Here is a 16388-nt window from a genome sequence, read left to right as displayed (position 1 = left end):
GATACGGAGGCAAGGTAAGCGGGTAGGACAGCGATCCTGTATGATCGGCTTGCCATGCCTGACCAGCATGTGCATTCTGATCAGGCCAGATAATAAGGCAGGTCGGGACAGAAATTGTCGACCTGCCCTGTAGATCGTCGGACGGGGATGGAGCGGGGAAGATGTTGATGACCCAGATGGAGCGGTGCTCGAAACCGCGTACCGCCGTGTCACACGTGATGCGCTGGCGCTCCCTTGCCGCCGTTGCCGCGATCGCGCTGTGTACGCCTGCGGTATGCGCCCATGATGCCTCCAGCGTCGTTACCTCGGGCCGCAGCACCTTCAATCTCAATCCCGACTGGCGGATGACGACGGGCGATCAGGCAGGCGCAGCGCAGGCCGGTTTCGACGACCGTGGCTGGCAGACCGTGACATTGCCCAACGCGTTCAACGAGCGCGAGGCGTTCGCGCGCGATATCAAGGACCTCTCGACCGGGATCATCTGGTATCGCAAGCGCATCACGCTGCCGCGCGGTGCCGCGACCGGCAAGGTGTTCCTGGAGTTCGAGGGTGTACGGCAGGCAGCCGAGGTTTGGGTCAATGGCCGCTCGGTGATTTTGTCGGAAAGCGGCGCGATGGCGTTCGGCGCGGATATCTCGGCGGCGCTGCAGCCCGGCGAGAACCTGATCGCGGTACGCGTCGACAATGACTGGCGCTACAAGGAGCGGGCCGGCGGGAGTGGCTTTCAGTGGAACGACCGCAATTTCAACGTCAATTACGGCGGCATCACCAAGAACGTCCGGCTCCATCTGACGCCGCGCACTTACCAGACACTGCCGCTGTACGCTGATCTGGGCACCACCGGCCAGTATATCTGGGCGGACGGGTTCGACATCGCCGGTCGCGCCGCCACCGTCCATGCCGAAACGCAGGTCCGCAACGAGGAGGCGTGCCCGCGCACGCTGACCTACCGGGCCGAGGTACGCGACCGCGATGGTCGGCTGGTCGGGCGGCTGGACGGCGGCACCGTGACGCTGGCGCCGGGCGAGACGCGGGTGCTGGCGGCGGCGGGACGGCTGTCGGACCTGCATTTCTGGAGTTGGGGTTATGGCTATCTCTACCGGGTGACGACCAGCCTGATCGAGGGCGGCAAGGCGATTGATGCGGTCGACACGCTGACCGGATTCCGCAGCACGTGGTTCGGCGACGGCATGATCCAGCTGAACGGACGGGTGATGCAGGTCCATGGCTATGCCCAGCGCACGTCGAACGAATGGCCGGCGGTCGGCGTGTCGATCCCGCCCTGGATCAGCGATTTCTCCAATGCGATGCTGGTGGAAAGCGGCGGCAACATGGTTCGCTGGATGCATATCACCCCGTCCAAGCAGGATATCGAATCCGCTGATCGGGTCGGGATGCCGCAGGCGATGCCCGCAGGCGATGCCGAGCACGACGTGGAGGGGCGCCGCTGGGAACAACGCAAGGAGCAGATGCGGAGCGCGATCGTCTATAACCGCAACAACCCCTCGATCCTGTTCTACGAAAGCGGCAACGAAAGCATCAGCGAGCCGCACATGGCCGAGATGAAGGCGATCCGCGACCGCTACGATCCGCAGGGCGGACGTGCGATCGGCTCGCGCGAGATGCTCGACAGCAGGATTGCCGAATATGGCGGTGAGATGCTCTATATAAACAAGAGCGCGAAGCACCCGATGTGGGCGATGGAATATAGCCGTGACGAGGGCGCACGCCTGTATCAGGACGAATTCACGCCACCTTTCCACAAGAACGCGCCCGATTACAACCGCAATCAGGACAGCCACGCGATCGAGGATGTGCGGCGCTGGTGGGATTATTATCGTATCCGGCCCGGCACCGGCCGGCGGGTGAGTTCGGGCGGCGTCAACATCATCTGGTCTGACAGCAACACCCATTATCGCGGCGACAACAATTACCGCCGCTCTGGCGAGGTCGACGCGGTGCGGCTGCCCAAGGAGGGATTCTTTGCACATAAGGTCATGTGGAACGGCTGGGTCGATCCGGAAGCGCCCGCCACCCATATCATCGGCCACTGGACCTATCCGGCGGGCACGACGAAGGATGTCAGCGTCGTCTCCAATGGCGAAGCGGTAGACCTGTTTCTAAACGGTCGCTCATTGGGGCCGGGGAAGCGGTCGACCGGGTTCCTGTTCACCTGGCCGGGGGTGGCCTGGCAGACGGGCACGTTGCGCGCAGTGGCGACGGGGGCCGATGGCCGCCGGTCCGAGCATGTCGTCGAAACCGCCGGGCCGCCGGTCGCGCTGCGGTTGGTGCCGCATACCGGCCCGCGCGGCTTCGTGATGGACGGCGCCGACATCGCGCTGGTCGATGTCGAGGTGGTCGATGCCCGGGGACGACGCGTGCCCGCCGCTAACGACAAGGTCGCCTTCGCGCTGACCGGCCCTGCCGAATGGCGCGGCGGGATCGCGCAGGGCGACAGTTCCGGCAAGCCCCGCGCCGCCGTCGCGGTGCAGGCCGAGGCCATTCCGGGCACGACGCCGACTGCCGGCACTGCGCGTGGCGAGGACAATTATATCCTGTCGCGGACCCTGCCGGTGGAAGCGGGCGTCAATCGCGTGCTACTGCGTGCCGGTACGACGCCTGGTCCGGTCCGGCTTACCGCCACGGCGGCAGGTCTGAAGGACGCGACGCTCGTCATCCCCACCGTCGCAGCGGGCAAGGTGCAAGGCGGGCTGTCGCGCCGCTTTGCTGAGGATGCGCAACCCGGCCTGCTGACGCGTGGCCCGACTCCGGCGGGGCCGTCATACCGAATTACTCGCAACACCATGGTGCCGACAGGCATCGTCGCTGGGTCTCATCCGGCCGATGCGGCGAAGACCATCGACGACAACGAACTGTCGCGCTGGGCGAGTGACGGCAAGCCCGACACTGCCTGGATAGAATATCGCTTCGACCGGCCGGTGACACTGAACGAGATCGAACTGAAACTGATCGGCTGGCGATCCCGTGCCTATCCCTTGCGCCTGACGCTTGATGGTAGGGAAGTGTGGAAGGGGGAGACCGAGCGGCAACTCGGCTATGCCACGATCGCTTTTCCGGCGGCGACCGGCAGCGTCCTGCGGATCGCCCAGACGGGGCCGACAGCGGACCGCGACGCGTTCGGCCGCATCGTCGAACTCGGCACCGCCAAGCAATCGGGGGATACCGGCGCCGATGCCGTCCCCGTCGGCTGGCGGCTGGCGATCGTCGAGGCGGACTTTCATGGGCCGGTCGCCACCCCGGACAAATGACCGGATGCGCGGACATGCCGGCCGGTGCGGCCCCATACTACCATCACGGATGATTCGGCGCTAAAAGCTTGATACGGATCAAACTGGTCTGTCCGGCGGGCCGTGTCCCCCCCCACCGGATCAAGGAGCGATAATGCCTACGGCCCATTGCGTATCGACCCGAACGGGGATCATCCGCAGCGTCGACGCCGCCTTTTGCGACATGGTGCGGCGGCCGGGCAGCGATTTGGTAGGCCGGTCGTACCAAGCGATCACCGTCGCCGGGGATATCCCCAAAAGCCAGCAGATGCTGGAGGGCTTGGTCGATGGTGCCGTCCCGACCAAATTGCGCAAGCGCTATCATCGGCCGGATGGCAGCGTGATCGAGGCGGACCTGCTTGTGTCGCGGTTCGATGATGCCGGGCATCTCGTGTCGACCTTGTTCTGGCAGGAGCCGTCACTGCTTGCCGTGTCGCCCCGTCATATGTGGAAGGCGGCGATCCAGATGCGGCACCTGTATTCGTGCCGGATGGCGGAATTGGGCCAGGATCTGTTCGGCGATTATGTCGGGGCGATCCTGATCCAGATATATCTGTCCGAAGCGGAGGGACGCTCGCTGACTATTGCCGATATTGCCGGGGCGTTGGAAATGAATCCGGGAATGGTGTTGCGCTGGCTGAAGGCATTGCGGCAGCATGGACTGGCGCAGTCCGATACGCAGCGCCCCGATGCCGTGCAACTGACGCATCACGGGCTCGTGAAGGTGGAGCGGCTGCTGACGGCGACCCTGACGCCAATTACCGGGTAGTACGCGTCGCCTTGAGCATCTGGATGACGTGATCGGTCATGGCGGCTTCCACGGTCAGATCCGCCTGATCGAGTATGTCCAGCACGGATTGTAGATGATCGAGTGCAATATCGATCGCCGGTGTGTCGGTCACCTTGGTCATCGATCCGATCCGATCCTGAAATTGCGAGCGCGATGCGTCACGCGTGATGTGACGCCGTTATCTGTCTCATGCCAAGTGAAAAATAGGTAAGCATCCGGCAAGACACTACGCAGTTACCGGCCGGCGTCCGGAATTGGCCGGCATGATCGGCGCGGTCGCCCCGGTATTGCTGACCCTCCGGCCTATGTCCGGCTGCGGGCGATCCTGCGGCCGAAGCCGCGTCCACAGCCACCGATGCCGAACGGACGGACCTGATCCGTCCGTCAGCCGGCGTCGACCGATGCCGGTTGCGTACCGTGTCTTGACCGGCTTTACTGCCCAGCCAGCGACTTGGGGGATATGGCGATGCGGCGGATCAGGGCGATGGCGGGTGTGGCAGTCATCGCTGTGCTGAGCAGCGCAACGCCGGCGACGGCACAGGGTCGGGCCGATCAAAAGGCGTTCTTCGACCTTTACAAGCAACTGGTCGAAACGAACACGACGCTGTCGGCGGGCAGTTGCACGCAGGCGGCGACGCAGATCGGCACACGGTTGAAGGCGGCGGGGTTCGCCGATGCCGAACTCGTATCCTTCTCTGTACCCGAGCATCCCAAGGAGGGCGGGATCGTCGCGACGCTGCCGGGCAGCGATCCGGCAAGGAAGCCGATGCTGCTGCTGGCGCATCTCGACGTGGTCGAGGCCAACCGGGCCGACTGGGAGCGCGATCCGTTCACCCTGATCGAAGAGAACGGCTATTATTATGGCCGGGGTACGATCGACGACAAGGCGCAGGCAGCGATCTGGTCGGATACGCTGATCCGCCTGCGCACCGCCGGCCCGCGCCCGAAGCGGACGATCAAGCTGGCGCTGACCTGCGGCGAGGAGACGACCTTTGCCTGGAACGGCGCACAGTGGCTGGCACAGAACAGGCCGGCGCTGATCGCCGCCGAATTCGCGCTGAATGAGGGCGGCGGCGGCCGTCTGGGTGCGGATGGCCGTCGCGAGGCGCTGGCGTTGCAGGTGGGGGAGAAGGCAGCGCAGAACTATACCTTCACGGCCACCAATCCCGGTGGACACAGTTCGCAACCGGTGCCGGTCAATGCGATCTACCAACTGGCCGATGCGGTGAAGGCGGTGCAGGGGTATGAATTCCCGGTCCGTTTTACCGATACGACCCGCGCCTATTTCATCGCCACCGCGCGGACGGGCGCGCCGGTGATGGCGAACGCGATCACCCGTCTACTGGCCGATCCGACCGACCAGTCGGCGGATGCGATCGTCAGCGCGGACAAGGCGTTCCATTCGACGCTGCGTACCACCTGCGTCGCGACGCTGCTGAAGGCGGGTCATGCCGAAAACGCGCTGCCGCAGCGCGCCACCGCCAACGTTAACTGCCGCATTTTCCCCGGTGAGACGGTGGACGGCACGCTGGCAACGCTTCAACGACTGGCGGGGCCAGCCGTGATGGTGACCGCCAACCAGCCGGTCCGCCCGATCGCGGTGCCGCCGCCGCTGAATCCCGCAATCGTCGAGCCGGCGCGAAAGCTGGCGGCGAAGCACTTTCCCGGCGTGCCGATGGCGCCGTTCATGTCGACCGGCGCGACCGACGGCGTGTTTCTGGGCGCGATCGGCATCCCGGTTTACGGCGTGCCGGGCATGTTCGTCGACCGCGACGGCAGCGGGACGCACGGCCTGAACGAGCGGGTGCGCGTGCGCTCGCTTTATGACGCGCGCGACTATCTGTTCGATCTGGTCAGGGCTTACGCGGGGTAGGAGGCATGCCGGCGGGGCGGGCAGTGGCGGCGCCCAATTGCGCCAGTTCGGCCCCGCATCGTTGCGCTTCCGGCCCGACATTCACCTTCTGTGCGGTCGCCAGCTTGGCGGCGGCATCCAGTGTCGCGGGCAGATTGACGCCGGGATTGCGACCGCGCAGCTTGCCCAGATAATAGATCGTGCCGTTCTTCACCGCTTCTGCTCGCTCGGGTGTCAGCTTGCCTTGGGTGTTGATGAAACCGAGCACCACGACGCAGCGCGCGTCCGCCGCTTCGGGCGACAGGCGGGCCGGCGCGGCGGCGGGGGCCTGGGTTGCGGCGGCGGCGAGCAGAAGTGACAGGATCATCGGCAATTCCTTGTGACGGATCGCCTGCATAGGCCCCGTGACGCCGTCATGCACCCGGCGAATGGATCGCCATCGCTTCTCGCCCTTGCGCGGCCGGCACGGGCCGGGCATGGCCGGATCATGGTTCCCCTTTCGTTCGGCGGGCATGATTTCCAGGCGCTGTCCGAGGGCGCGTTGTTCTGGCCGGCGCACCGCGCACTGCTGGTCGCCGACCTGCATCTGGAAAAGGCGAGCTGGCTGGCGGGCGGCGGTCAGTTCCTGCCACCTTATGATTCGATCGCGACGCTGGAGGCGCTGGCAGCGCTGGCGACACGCACGGGCGCACGGGCGATCTGGTGCCTGGGCGACAGTTTCCACGACGTGGGCGGTGGAGAGCGTCTGCCTGCCGCCGCGCAGGCGATATTGCGATCGCTGACTGATACGGTGGCGTGGACCTGGATCACCGGCAACCACGATCCCGCGATCGCCGGACCCTGTGGCGGCACGGTTGCGACCGAAGTGACGATCGATGGACTGGTCCTGCGGCACGAGGCCGATCCCGCCGATCGCCGGCCGGAACTGTCGGGCCATTTCCATCCCAAGCTGCGCATTCGAGTCCGTGGACGCCAGATCGCACGGCGGTGCTTCGTCGCCAGCACGACCAAGCTGATCTTGCCCGCCTTCGGATCGCTGACCGGCGGACTCGATGCCGGACATCCCGCGATCGTCCGCGCAGTTGGCACTGCCGCGCACGCGCTGGTGCCCGTGGAGAACCGGCTGTTGCGCTTTCCACTGGCGGCCTGACTGGTCGGTCAGTTCGGAACGTAGTAGCGTTCCTCGGTCATTACGTCGATCCGCGCCGCCATCGCCTCGACCCCGCCGAACTGGAAACCGAGTTGCGTGGCATAAGCCGCACAGGCTGCGATCCGGCGGCGACGGGTATCGGGGGTCAACGGTTCGACCAGCGCCGGCACGGCGGCAATGCGTTGCTCGCGATCCGCATAGGGCCAATCCTCCCACAGCAGTACGTCATATCCCGCGCAGACCTGTGTCATCGCATCCCGTACGGCGTGATGATCGACGTGATCGCCCAGACATAATGGCCCGAGCACCAGATCGGGCCGTTCCGCCGCCAACAGTGCCGCCAGCGTTTCGGCCAGCCGGTCGACGATGCGGTCGTCGTCCCGCCGCGGTCCGAACAACATGGCGGCCGAGGCATAGCCACGGTGCGGCGCCTCCAGAAAGGGCAGGTGGATAGCGCGCGCGCCCAGTTCGCGGCACGCCGCCATGTCTTCGGCCCGGCGCAGCGCCATGTAGTCGATGTCGGCCGGCAGTCCCTTGTCAAGCTGGCAGGCCAGTGCGAAGCCGGTCGGCGCCGCGACGTTGCCGGTGAAGCAGGTCGTGATCGCCACGTCCCACCCCCGGTTGGCTCGTGCCGCCAGCAGGCCACCGGCGGAAAAGGCGGCATCATCCAGATGCGGCGACAGCGCGAGCAGCTTCACAGCAGGTGCGGGTCCGCACGGAACCGGCACGGCGTGCGGGGGAGGGTGGTGTCAAACGCGGCCTGCGGATGCCCGCCAAGATCGGCATAGATGGCCATGATCTGCCGGCCGACCGCGTCCCAGCTATACACGCGCCGGCATTCGGCCAGCGCGCTGGTTGCCAGCCGGTGGCGCAGATCAGCTTCCGCGACCAGCCGGGTCAGCGCCGCCGCCAGCTCCGGAATGTCACCCGGTTGGGTCAGCAATCCGTTGTCCCCGTCGCGCAGGCAGTCGACGACACCGACCGCATAGCATGACAGCACGGCCAGCCCGCTCGCCATCGCTTCGAGGATGGTGTTCGAGAAACCCTCGGCATAGGTCGGCGAGACGAACACGTCGTGGGTGCGATACAAGGCCGGCACCGCATCGTAATCGGCATAGCCGGTAAAGGCGACGCAGTCGTCCAGCCCCAGTGCCGTCGCCAGCGCCCGCGCGGGCGCCACATCGGGACCGATACCGGAGATCGTCGCCCGCCAGTCCCCCGCCACCATCGGCAGGGCGTGGAGGAAATCGAGCACGCCTTTCCGGCGATCGACGCGGCCATGATACAAGAACCGCACGGGGCCGTCGTCCGCATCCGCCCGGTCGGAGGCCGGGGTGAAGTGACCGGTATCGACCGCGCCCGGTACGATCGTGAACCGGTCGCGCGCGGTGCCGAGCCGGTCGTGGACCTCGCCTGCGAAACTCTCGCCGCCGATCAGCAGCGCGCCGGCATGATCCAGCACCCGCACCATCGCCAGCCGGTGCGTTTCGCAGCAGGAGCCGACCCAGTGGCCGTCGCCGCCCTGGATCGAGATCACGCAGGGCAGCCCCAGCCGCGCCGCCGCGATCATCGTCGCCCAGCCGGTAGGATAGCCATATTGTGCATGGAGGACATCGAACGGCTGCACAGTGTGTTCACGAACGATGGTGGCGACGATCGCATCGATATCGCGTTCGAAATCGCCGCCGTCCTGCTCGCCCATCGCTTCGAGGCCGATCACCCGCACGCCCGGCACCGGCGGCGGCGGCCCGCCGCCATAGACGAGGGCGCGGGCGGGATCGCCGTAATATTGGCTGACCATCGTCACGTCATGGCCGCCCGCGACGAGCTGGCGCAGCAGGTTGATCGCATAGATCGACATGCCCGAGATCGCCGGGAAGAACCGCCGCGACACGAAGCAGACGCGCATCAGGCCATCGCTCCGCGCAGCCAGCCGATTGCCTCCGGAATCGCCTGATGCGCGCGCGGGCTTTCGCGCGACAGTTCGACGCAGACCAACCGGTCGAACTCGATCGCCGTCAACGCGGTCAGCACCGCGGGCATGTCCATGTCGCCCTGCCCGAAGGGAAGATGGGTGTGGTCGCCCCGGCGCATATCTTCGATCGCGACGGTGCCGAGCCGGTCGGCATAGGCATGGATCGCCGCGTCCGGCGCTATATCCTGCGTGACGAGGCAATGGCCGGTGTCCAGCGCTAGTCGCAGATCGGGATGCCGGGCGGCGAGCAGGTCGTAATCGGCGACCGTCTCGATCGCCATGCCCGGTTCGGGTTCGAGGCTGACGGGCATGGCCAGGCGCGTGGCATGGTCGATCACCTGTGCCAGCCCGGCGTCCAGCCAGTCGAGCGCATCGGCGCGAGTGACGCCGGGCTTGGGCACGCCGGCCCAGAACGACACCGTCTCCGCCCCCATGATCGCGCCGATCTCGATCGCGCGGGCCAGGAAGGCAACGCGGCGGGCGCGGCCGGCGGGATTGGCGGTGACCAAAGTCGGTTCGTGCTTGTCGCGCGGGTCGAGCAGGTAGCGCGCGCCCGTCTCGATCACCACGCCCAGCCCCAGCGCGCGCAGCCGGGCCGCGAGGCGCTCCGCCTCCCGCGCCCAGCCGTCCGCGAACGGGTCGAGGTGGTGGTGGTCCAGCGTCAGCGCGACGCCGTCATACCCCGCCTCCGCGATCAGGGTCAGCGCATCGTCCAGCCGGTGGTTGGCCGCGCCGTTGGTGTTGTAGGCGAACCGCAGCGTCATGCCGTCGCCTCCGCCCAGGCGACGTGATGCGCCTCCGGCTCCCGGTACAGGGGATAGAGCGGGCCGACGATCGCATCGGCGGCGGCGGTGTCGAAGAAGGGCTGGCCGCCGAGTCGTTCGATCGCCTCGTCGGTCAGGCGGACTGGACGACGCGTGGCGCTTTCCTCCCCGCCGAAGCCGATCAGCGGGCTGTCCATCGCCACCAGCTTGGCGACGTTGCGCTCGCCGATCCGATAATAGCTCATCGTCTCCACCTCCATGCCCGGCACGATCACCTTGACCACCGCGACCGCGCCATCGGCGGGGGACATGTCGACATAGAGGATGTCGAACCCGGCCGCCTCCACCGCCGCCCGTGCCAGTTGCCCACGCGTACGCGCATTGGGCACGGACGCGTCCGGCAGCGTAGCGACATCGATGCGGGTGCGTTCGGCCAGCATCGTCTCCGCCAGCCAGTCGCGCAGCGTCGCGGCATCGGTCCGGGTCCAGCGCTGCATCTCGACAAAGGCGCGGCCGTCGCTGGATTTGGCGGCACCGCCGGATCGCTCCATGAAGCGCGCGATATAACCCGGTGGCGCGATCGCCTCCGCCAGCGCCATCGGGCCGTGGGCGAACGCCTTGCGCGCGCGGCTGGCGGCATATTCCGCAAACGCCTTGGCCAGCGCCAGCGTCCGGTCGGGATGCGCCGCCTCGCCGCAAGCGGTCGCCATGATCGGTACCGCCGGTTCCGCACCCTCGTCGACGCCGACACAATAGACGTTGGCGAGTCCGAATTCGTCGGTCGCGAATTTTGGTACGACGCGCACGCCTGCCGCCGCGAACCGCTCGATCAGTTCGGCGATCGCCGCCGGCGGCTCTTCAGCCAGGTCGATTGCGACGCCCCGGTCCAGCGCGCGGAACAGCAGCCCGTTACCGTCGCGTTGCAGGATTTCGCACAAGCCATGCCCGATCGCCCAGTCGAGGTCCGGTCCCGCGCCCATGCCGTTGGAGATGATCGTCGTGAACGGCACGTAACCGGGCGTCAGTTCGCACGAGGAATAGGCGGCGAGGTCGATCGGCACCAGCACCGCCGATCCGTCCGCCCAGCGCCGCGCCTCCACCCAGTCGAGCACCGTATCGTGCCCGACCGGCGATCCCGCGGGCAGGCACAGCGTCAACGGATCGGCGATACCGCTTGCACCAACCTTGTCACGTAGTTCTGCATAGCTGCCCTGTATCTTCGTGCGGGCCGACAGGGTCAGCGTCGGCCACACCATCTCGGCGATTTCGCCGAGCGCACCGAGGATCGCGGACTCCGCATCCGCACCGTAGCCGACGCCATAGGGCATGATGCCGTCCAGCGCGGGCGTGTCGGGGAACAGCGCCACCACCCAGACAGGAATCCCGATCCGGTCGATCGGATCGATCGGAAAGGCGACGATGTCGCCCGCCGGAAACGCGTCGAGATAGGTGCGGCAGGCGGGACCGAGGTCACCCGGCAGGCCGGTGATCCGGGATGTGGTCATAATGGTATCCTCTTGACGCCGGGGGCGCGGGTCAGGGCCTCGTCCAGCACCGCGACCGCGATGTCGCGATCGACCTCGGGTGCGTATTCGAACGGGGTCAGCACGGCGTCGAACGCCAGCGGCGCGATCACGTCGCGGTACTGGCGGATCTCGCCATGGGTCAGGGGGATGTCCTTGTGGAACGCCTTGTGGCTGGAGATGGCGTGGCTGACACCGGCCGCATCCTGATCCACCTTGAACATGTCACCACAGAACAGCCGGCGGCCGGGCGCGTCGTGCAATGCGGCCTGCCCCTCGTAATGGCCGCCGACGTGATGGAGCGTGTAGCCGGGCGCCAGTTCCAGCACGTCGTCATACGGGGTGGTGACGCGGAACGCCTTGGTCATCGCCAAGTCGTCCCTGTGAATCGCCAGCATTTCCGGCCCGCAATCCCGCTGCAACTGGAACAGCGCGCCATAGCCGTGCGCGTGGCTGGCGGCGAGGAAGCGGATGCCACCGAGCGCGGCGATCTGGTCGAGCATCGCGGGCGAGTAATAGGGCGCCGCCTCGAACGCGATGTTGCCGCCGTCGCGCACGATCAGCCAGCCGGTGCCGCCCAGCCCCAGATGGGGCGTAGTGGTGAACGCCCAGAGATCGTCCGCGACTTGCCGCCAACCGCCGTCATGCGTTGCCGCCACCTCCGCCTCGGGCAGGAAATGCCAGCCATCCTCCGGCAGGTCGTTGCGGGTATCGGTACAGACCGGGCAGTCGGCGGGTGCGAAATGGCGCTGCCAGAATCCGCAATGCGCGCAGGCATACCAACTCAAAGGCATGACAATGCCCGTGCATAGGCGGCGTCGAACAGGCGCATTAGCGACAGATCCCGGTCAATGGAGAAATCATGCGGTCCGCCGCGCGTCGCGGCGGCGAAGGCGGCGGCCTGTGCCGCGAAGGGGGACATTGCGGCATCGAAGGCTAGGGCGCTTTCCGCCCCCGTCCGGCCGCAGCTCAGCGTCACGGTGCCGCCGGCGGTCTGGCCCATCGTGTCGGTGGCGACCAGCAGGCCGTGTTCGCCCAGCACCTCCAGCCGGCGGCGCGGCAGCACCTCGGCGCAGTTATAGGCGACATGGCTCTGGAACAGGATGCCGCCGCCGGTCCGGCCCGACAGGATGCCGCCATCGTCGACCGGGTAATCATGGATGCGGCGTTGCAGGTCGATGTGCAGCCGCGCCAGCGGTTCACCCAGCAACAGTTCCGCCAGATCGAGGCCGTGCAGCGCGAGGTCGATTACCGCGCCGCCCCCCGCCGCCGCCGGATCGGCGCGCCAGTTGCACGCTCCCCCCTCACTGCCGTCCGGGGACCATGCTGGATCGACCCAGCAGGCATAGACGATGCGGACCGCGATCGGCCGGCCGATCGCACCGTCGCGGATCGCGGCGGCCATCGCGCGGTGGGCGGGGTGATGGCGCTGGTCGAACGCGGTGCCGTACAGGCGGTCGCCCACCGCCGCGCCAATCGCCTCGGCATCCGCCAGCGTGGCGGCGATCGGTTTCTCGCACAGCACCGGCACACCCGCCGCCATCGCGGCCCGCACCGGATCGGCGTGGCGATGGTTGGGGGTGGCGACGTAGAGGCAATCGACCCCGCCATCCGCCAGCATCGTCGTGGTATCGTCGAAGGTCAGCAGTCCGGCAGACCCGGCGCTCGCCTGCGCCAGCGGCGACGGATCCGCGATCGCGACCAGCGTGCCGCCCGCCGCCTCGATCCCCGGCGCCATGTAATCGCGCGCGACCCAGCCGAAGCCGGCGATGCCCCAACGCACGCTCACCATCGCACCGGCAGATCGACGAGGCGGCGGGTACGCGCGGGATCGCCCGCCGCCGTCAACCACGTGCAGGCGTCGCCATATTCGTCCCGGTAACGGTCCGACGGCCAGTGCGGGATGCCGTCCGCCAGCAGCGGATTGGGGCGCAACCCGGCCTCTGCCACCGGCATTGCCAGTCCGCCCGTCAGCGGTCGCACCGCCCTGGCCGGTCCCTCGACCAGCGACCACGCCTCGATCCCGTCATCATCTGACCACCCGGTCGATACGGGTACGTCGCCCGCCAGCAGGGCCCGGCGCAACTCGCGTTCGTCATAAACCGTGCTTTCGGGGAACAGCGCCCCCCAATCCGCCGCCCGCTGCGCCGGTCCCTTCGCCCCGCCGGCGACCGCCGCGTTGTGGAGATGGCCGACCGCCAGCACCCCGCCGGGCGCTACCGCCTCGCGCAGCCGCGCCGCGACGCGGGGCTGGTCGGGCAGGAAATAGAAAGCATCGTGGCACTGGACCAGATCGAACCGCTGCCCCGCCACTGGCCAGCACGCGGCGGCATCGAACACGACATAATCGGCCAGCGGCGCGACCCAGTGTTTCGCCAGCCAGCATTTCGCGAACACCACGTCTGCGCCCAGACAGGCGACACCGCGCGCGGTCAGGTCGCGCAGGTAATGGCCGATCCCGCAGGCGAGTTCGAACGCGGTGGCGGGCGATTGCCAATGCGCCTCGACCAGCGCCAGCCCCGCCAGATAGGTCGGATCGGACCAGCGATGCGCAAAATAATCCGCGACCGGGCCCATCCGCAGCAGGGCCATCGCTTCACGCAGCGACAGCGTGTCGCGTTCGCGCACCAGTCGCTTCAACTCGCGCAGATCGGTCGCCGGTCCGGTCCACCACGCGTCCTGATCGGTCAGCAGGGCGACCAGCGCATCGTCCGGGCAACCCGCGTCGAGATGGTCGAGCGCCAATGCGACCAGCCCTTCGCTGTCGGTGCGCAGGTAGGGAATGCCGTCGACCACCGGCCACCGCTCGCCCGGCGCCGCCAGCGAATGCGGGGTATCGGCGCTCAATACCCGGCCGGTAACGGGCGAGCGCCAGATCGCGGCCGGCGACGTCACAGCAGCCCGACCTCCGCCAGCACCCCGTCATGGAACGTCTTGACCGGGCCGGCATGGACCAGTTCATAGGTGTGCAGTACCGTATCCATCGTCGCCGAGGCGGCACGCAGATGCTGTTCGATCTCCAGCACGCGGTCGATCACGTCGGCGGCGTGGAAGGCGCGCGCCGCCGGGGTTTCGTTGCCGCCGATCGGGACGAGTGCGGCGCGCACCGGCGCGGCCACCGCCGGATCGAGCATCGCCATCGCCCGCTCGCGCGCCTGTGCGATCACGCGGTCGAGCAGATCGCCGAGCAGCACTTCGCCGGTGAAGCCCGCATCGGGCATCGCCGCGTTGTGGAAATGATGCGCCATCCCCGCCAGAAACACTTCGGTGGCATCGGCACCGTATCCCGGTGCGGCGATGACGCCGTACACCGCCACCATCAGGCAATGTTCGGCATGGTTTTCAGGCGGCTGGAGCAACAGGCGCGGCCGGCCGGGGCAGGTGACCCCCGCGCGGGGCTGGCCCGCCTGCTGCACCGCAAAATGCGGCACCGGCCCGGCCGGCGGCGCTCCGTCTGCCAGCGCGCCGCGCAGTTCGAGCGCGAGCGCTGGTTCCAGCCCCGCCGCCACCTCGTCGAACCCGCGTTCCAGCACTGCGAGCGCCTCCGCATCCGACAGGCCGAGATCGGCCAGCGTCGCGCGATCCAGATCGCCGAGCCTAGCGGCGGCCAGCGCGGCGGCGACGATCCGCCTCATCACCGACACAGGCGGATTGCCCGCCGCCAGCGCCGCCCAGCCGCGCAGGAACAGCCGCTCGGCGATCGACCCGTCCCGCTCTGCCGAGCTGATACGCTTCAGATCGCCCAGTTCGCGCAGCAGCGGCAGCGCCGATGCATCGAACCTCACGTCCGTTCGCTCACTGCGTGTCGAGCCAGCGGTCGAGGATCAGTTGCTGTTCGCCGAATGCATGGATCGCCTCGTTGCCGCCGGCGGTTTGCGGCATCTTGAAGAAGATACCCATTTGCTCCTGCACGCCGCCATCGCCGCGCCGCTGCGCCAGCGCGAGGCAGCGAACGATCTCGATCGCGAGCGGCGCGGCCAGCACCGAGTCCTTGCACAGGAAGTTCAGCTTCAGCTGCATCTTCTGGCCGAGGAAGCCGGTCAGGTCGATATTGTCCCACGCTTCCTTATTGTCGCCGCGTGGCTTGTAATAATGGATCATGATGATGTGATCTTCGACCGGATAACCGAGAATCTGGTCGAGCACCGATTTCTTGGTGTCCACCTTGGAGGCAAGGCTCTTGGGATCATCAAGCGCGAGCCCGTCGGAATTGCCGAGGATGTTGGTCGAAAACCAGCCATCGACATGCAGCGCGCGGTCGCGCAGCGCCGGTGCGATCACCGTCTTCATCAGCGTCTGCCCGGTCTTGCCGTCCTTGCCCGCCACCGGCACGCCGCGCCGCTGCGCCAGTTCGGCGAGCGGCGCGACATCCGCCGCGACCGAGGGGGTGAAATTGGCGTAGGGCGTGTCGCTGGCGATCGCGGCATAGGCGTAGAGCATCGCCGGGCTGATCGCCGCATCGTCCTCGTCCAGCCCACGTTCGAACCCTTCGACGCTGGTAAGCGCTGCGGCGCCCAGATCGGCCTTGCGCTCGGTCGAGGCCAGGTTGACCATCACCACCCGGTCGAGATTCTGGTCGGCCTTGAACGTCGCGAGATCCTGCTGGATGCGCTCGACCGCAGCACGGTGGCCGGGGGCGGCGATCTTGTTCGCGCCGTCGATGTTCGCACAGAAATCGGTCGAGCCGACCGCCGGCCATGGCCGCATCGCCGACAGGCTGGACGCGCCATTGGCGAGCTCCTTTTCGCCGATCACGCCATGGCGCATCGCGGCGGTGGCGAGATCGTCATGGCTGAGGTCCCAGCCGCCGAAATACAGGTCGCGATACGCCGCCATCCCGTCGACGTCGCGCGCCGCCAGTGGCAATCCGGACAGATCGTTCGATCCCGCCCGTATCATCGCGATCCCCGCCGCAGCGGTGGTGGCCACCGCCCCGTTCAGCCCGATCACTGCGATTCCGACCCGTTCGCCCATAGGTTCGTCCTTCAAGTTTGGACGGGCTGGCTAGCCAACCGGGACGCAATGTCCAACTATGTGGTTAATAGAA

At 67.4% G+C, this 16388-nt stretch carries 15 protein-coding genes; 4 read left to right on the top strand and 11 right to left on the bottom strand.

Features of this window, described 5'->3' with window-relative positions; genetic code table 11:
* Positions 1-161 precede the first annotated feature (161 nt).
* Entirely contained in the window at positions 162-3269 is a 3108-nt protein-coding gene (locus ABD719_RS09145; protein WP_344693042.1) for a DUF4982 domain-containing protein, read from the top strand.
* Positions 3270-3402: 133 nt separating this feature from the next.
* Positions 3403-4056 (top strand): PAS domain-containing protein, encoded by a 654-nt coding sequence (locus tag ABD719_RS09140; RefSeq protein WP_344693041.1) that lies wholly within the window; start codon positions 3403-3405, stop codon positions 4054-4056.
* Here the strand turns inward: ABD719_RS09140 and ABD719_RS09135 are convergent.
* On the bottom strand, positions 4046-4198 hold the full coding sequence (locus ABD719_RS09135) for a hypothetical protein (protein WP_344693040.1): 153 nt from the start codon (positions 4196-4198) through the stop codon (positions 4046-4048). The genes ABD719_RS09140 and ABD719_RS09135 overlap by 11 nt on opposite strands.
* A gap of 345 nt (positions 4199-4543) precedes the next feature.
* On the opposite strand from ABD719_RS09135, the gene ABD719_RS09130 reads away from it, so the two are divergent.
* Entirely contained in the window at positions 4544-5950 is a 1407-nt protein-coding gene (locus ABD719_RS09130; RefSeq protein ID WP_344693039.1) for a M20/M25/M40 family metallo-hydrolase, read from the top strand.
* Here ABD719_RS09130 and ABD719_RS09125 read toward each other — a convergent pair.
* Positions 5931-6296 (bottom strand): hypothetical protein, encoded by a 366-nt coding sequence (locus ABD719_RS09125; RefSeq protein ID WP_344693037.1) that lies wholly within the window; start codon positions 6294-6296, stop codon positions 5931-5933. The genes ABD719_RS09130 and ABD719_RS09125 overlap by 20 nt on opposite strands.
* Positions 6297-6416: 120 nt before the next feature.
* Here ABD719_RS09125 and pdeM point away from each other — a divergent pair, with 120 nt between their 5' ends.
* Entirely contained in the window at positions 6417-7079 is a 663-nt protein-coding gene (gene pdeM, locus ABD719_RS09120) for a ligase-associated DNA damage response endonuclease PdeM (RefSeq protein ID WP_344693036.1), read from the top strand.
* 8 nt (positions 7080-7087) lie between these two features.
* Here the strand turns inward: pdeM and ABD719_RS09115 are convergent, their stop codons facing one another.
* From ABD719_RS09115 to ABD719_RS09075, 9 genes are read right to left on the bottom strand one after another with little or no spacing between them, the layout of a single operon-like run.
* Positions 7088-7777, bottom strand: coding sequence for a PIG-L deacetylase family protein (locus tag ABD719_RS09115; protein WP_344693035.1), 690 nt, complete (start codon positions 7775-7777; stop codon positions 7088-7090).
* The gene (locus ABD719_RS09110) at positions 7774-8988 is read right to left on the bottom strand and encodes a glycosyltransferase family 4 protein (protein WP_344693034.1); all 1215 of its coding nucleotides are present in this window, start codon (positions 8986-8988) and stop codon (positions 7774-7776) included. The genes ABD719_RS09115 and ABD719_RS09110 overlap by 4 nt, the downstream gene beginning before the upstream one ends.
* On the bottom strand, positions 8988-9818 hold the full coding sequence (locus ABD719_RS09105) for a sugar phosphate isomerase/epimerase family protein (protein WP_344693033.1): 831 nt from the start codon (positions 9816-9818) through the stop codon (positions 8988-8990). Before ABD719_RS09105 ends, ABD719_RS09110 begins: the two co-directional genes overlap by 1 nt.
* Positions 9815-11323, bottom strand: coding sequence for a YcaO-like family protein (locus ABD719_RS09100; protein WP_344693032.1), 1509 nt, complete (start codon positions 11321-11323; stop codon positions 9815-9817). Before ABD719_RS09100 ends, ABD719_RS09105 begins: the two co-directional genes overlap by 4 nt.
* The gene (locus ABD719_RS09095; RefSeq protein WP_344693031.1) at positions 11320-12135 is read right to left on the bottom strand and encodes an MBL fold metallo-hydrolase; all 816 of its coding nucleotides are present in this window, start codon (positions 12133-12135) and stop codon (positions 11320-11322) included. Before ABD719_RS09095 ends, ABD719_RS09100 begins: the two co-directional genes overlap by 4 nt.
* Entirely contained in the window at positions 12126-13130 is a 1005-nt protein-coding gene (locus ABD719_RS09090) for a Gfo/Idh/MocA family protein (protein WP_344693030.1), read from the bottom strand. Before ABD719_RS09090 ends, ABD719_RS09095 begins: the two co-directional genes overlap by 10 nt.
* Positions 13127-14236 (bottom strand): class I SAM-dependent methyltransferase, encoded by a 1110-nt coding sequence (locus ABD719_RS09085; RefSeq protein ID WP_344693029.1) that lies wholly within the window; start codon positions 14234-14236, stop codon positions 13127-13129. The genes ABD719_RS09090 and ABD719_RS09085 overlap by 4 nt, the downstream gene beginning before the upstream one ends.
* Positions 14233-15126, bottom strand: a complete 894-nt coding sequence (locus ABD719_RS09080) for a hypothetical protein (protein WP_344693027.1) — start codon at positions 15124-15126, stop codon at positions 14233-14235. The genes ABD719_RS09085 and ABD719_RS09080 overlap by 4 nt, the downstream gene beginning before the upstream one ends.
* A 10-nt stretch (positions 15127-15136) precedes the next feature.
* Positions 15137-16315 (bottom strand): inositol-3-phosphate synthase, encoded by a 1179-nt coding sequence (locus ABD719_RS09075; protein ID WP_344693026.1) that lies wholly within the window; start codon positions 16313-16315, stop codon positions 15137-15139.
* Positions 16316-16388 lie beyond the last annotated feature (73 nt).

Origin of the sequence: Sphingomonas cynarae (genome assembly GCF_039537815.1) — a bacterium.
GTDB classification, from domain to species: Bacteria; Pseudomonadota; Alphaproteobacteria; order Sphingomonadales; family Sphingomonadaceae; genus Sphingomonas; species Sphingomonas cynarae.
This window is presented reverse-complemented; position numbering and strand designations above follow the sequence as displayed.

Excerpts from the sequence above, each read along its gene's own strand:
- ABD719_RS09140 (WP_344693041.1), top strand. The coding sequence starts at position 3,403 with ATGCCTACGGCCCATTGCGTATCGACCCGAACGGGGATCATCCGCAGC.
- ABD719_RS09105 (WP_344693033.1), bottom strand. The coding sequence starts at position 9,818 with ATGACGCTGCGGTTCGCCTACAACACCAACGGCGCGGCCAACCACCGG.
- ABD719_RS09075 (WP_344693026.1), bottom strand. The coding sequence starts at position 16,315 with ATGGGCGAACGGGTCGGAATCGCAGTGATCGGGCTGAACGGGGCGGTG.
- ABD719_RS09095 (WP_344693031.1), bottom strand. The coding sequence starts at position 12,135 with ATGCCTTTGAGTTGGTATGCCTGCGCGCATTGCGGATTCTGGCAGCGC.
- ABD719_RS09130 (WP_344693039.1), top strand. The coding sequence starts at position 4,544 with ATGCGGCGGATCAGGGCGATGGCGGGTGTGGCAGTCATCGCTGTGCTG.
- ABD719_RS09110 (WP_344693034.1), bottom strand. The coding sequence starts at position 8,988 with ATGCGCGTCTGCTTCGTGTCGCGGCGGTTCTTCCCGGCGATCTCGGGC.
- ABD719_RS09135 (WP_344693040.1), bottom strand. The coding sequence starts at position 4,198 with ATGACCAAGGTGACCGACACACCGGCGATCGATATTGCACTCGATCAT.
- pdeM (WP_344693036.1), top strand. The coding sequence starts at position 6,417 with ATGGTTCCCCTTTCGTTCGGCGGGCATGATTTCCAGGCGCTGTCCGAG.
- ABD719_RS09100 (WP_344693032.1), bottom strand. The coding sequence starts at position 11,323 with ATGACCACATCCCGGATCACCGGCCTGCCGGGTGACCTCGGTCCCGCC.
- ABD719_RS09145 (WP_344693042.1), top strand. The coding sequence starts at position 162 with ATGTTGATGACCCAGATGGAGCGGTGCTCGAAACCGCGTACCGCCGTG.
- ABD719_RS09125 (WP_344693037.1), bottom strand. The coding sequence starts at position 6,296 with ATGATCCTGTCACTTCTGCTCGCCGCCGCCGCAACCCAGGCCCCCGCC.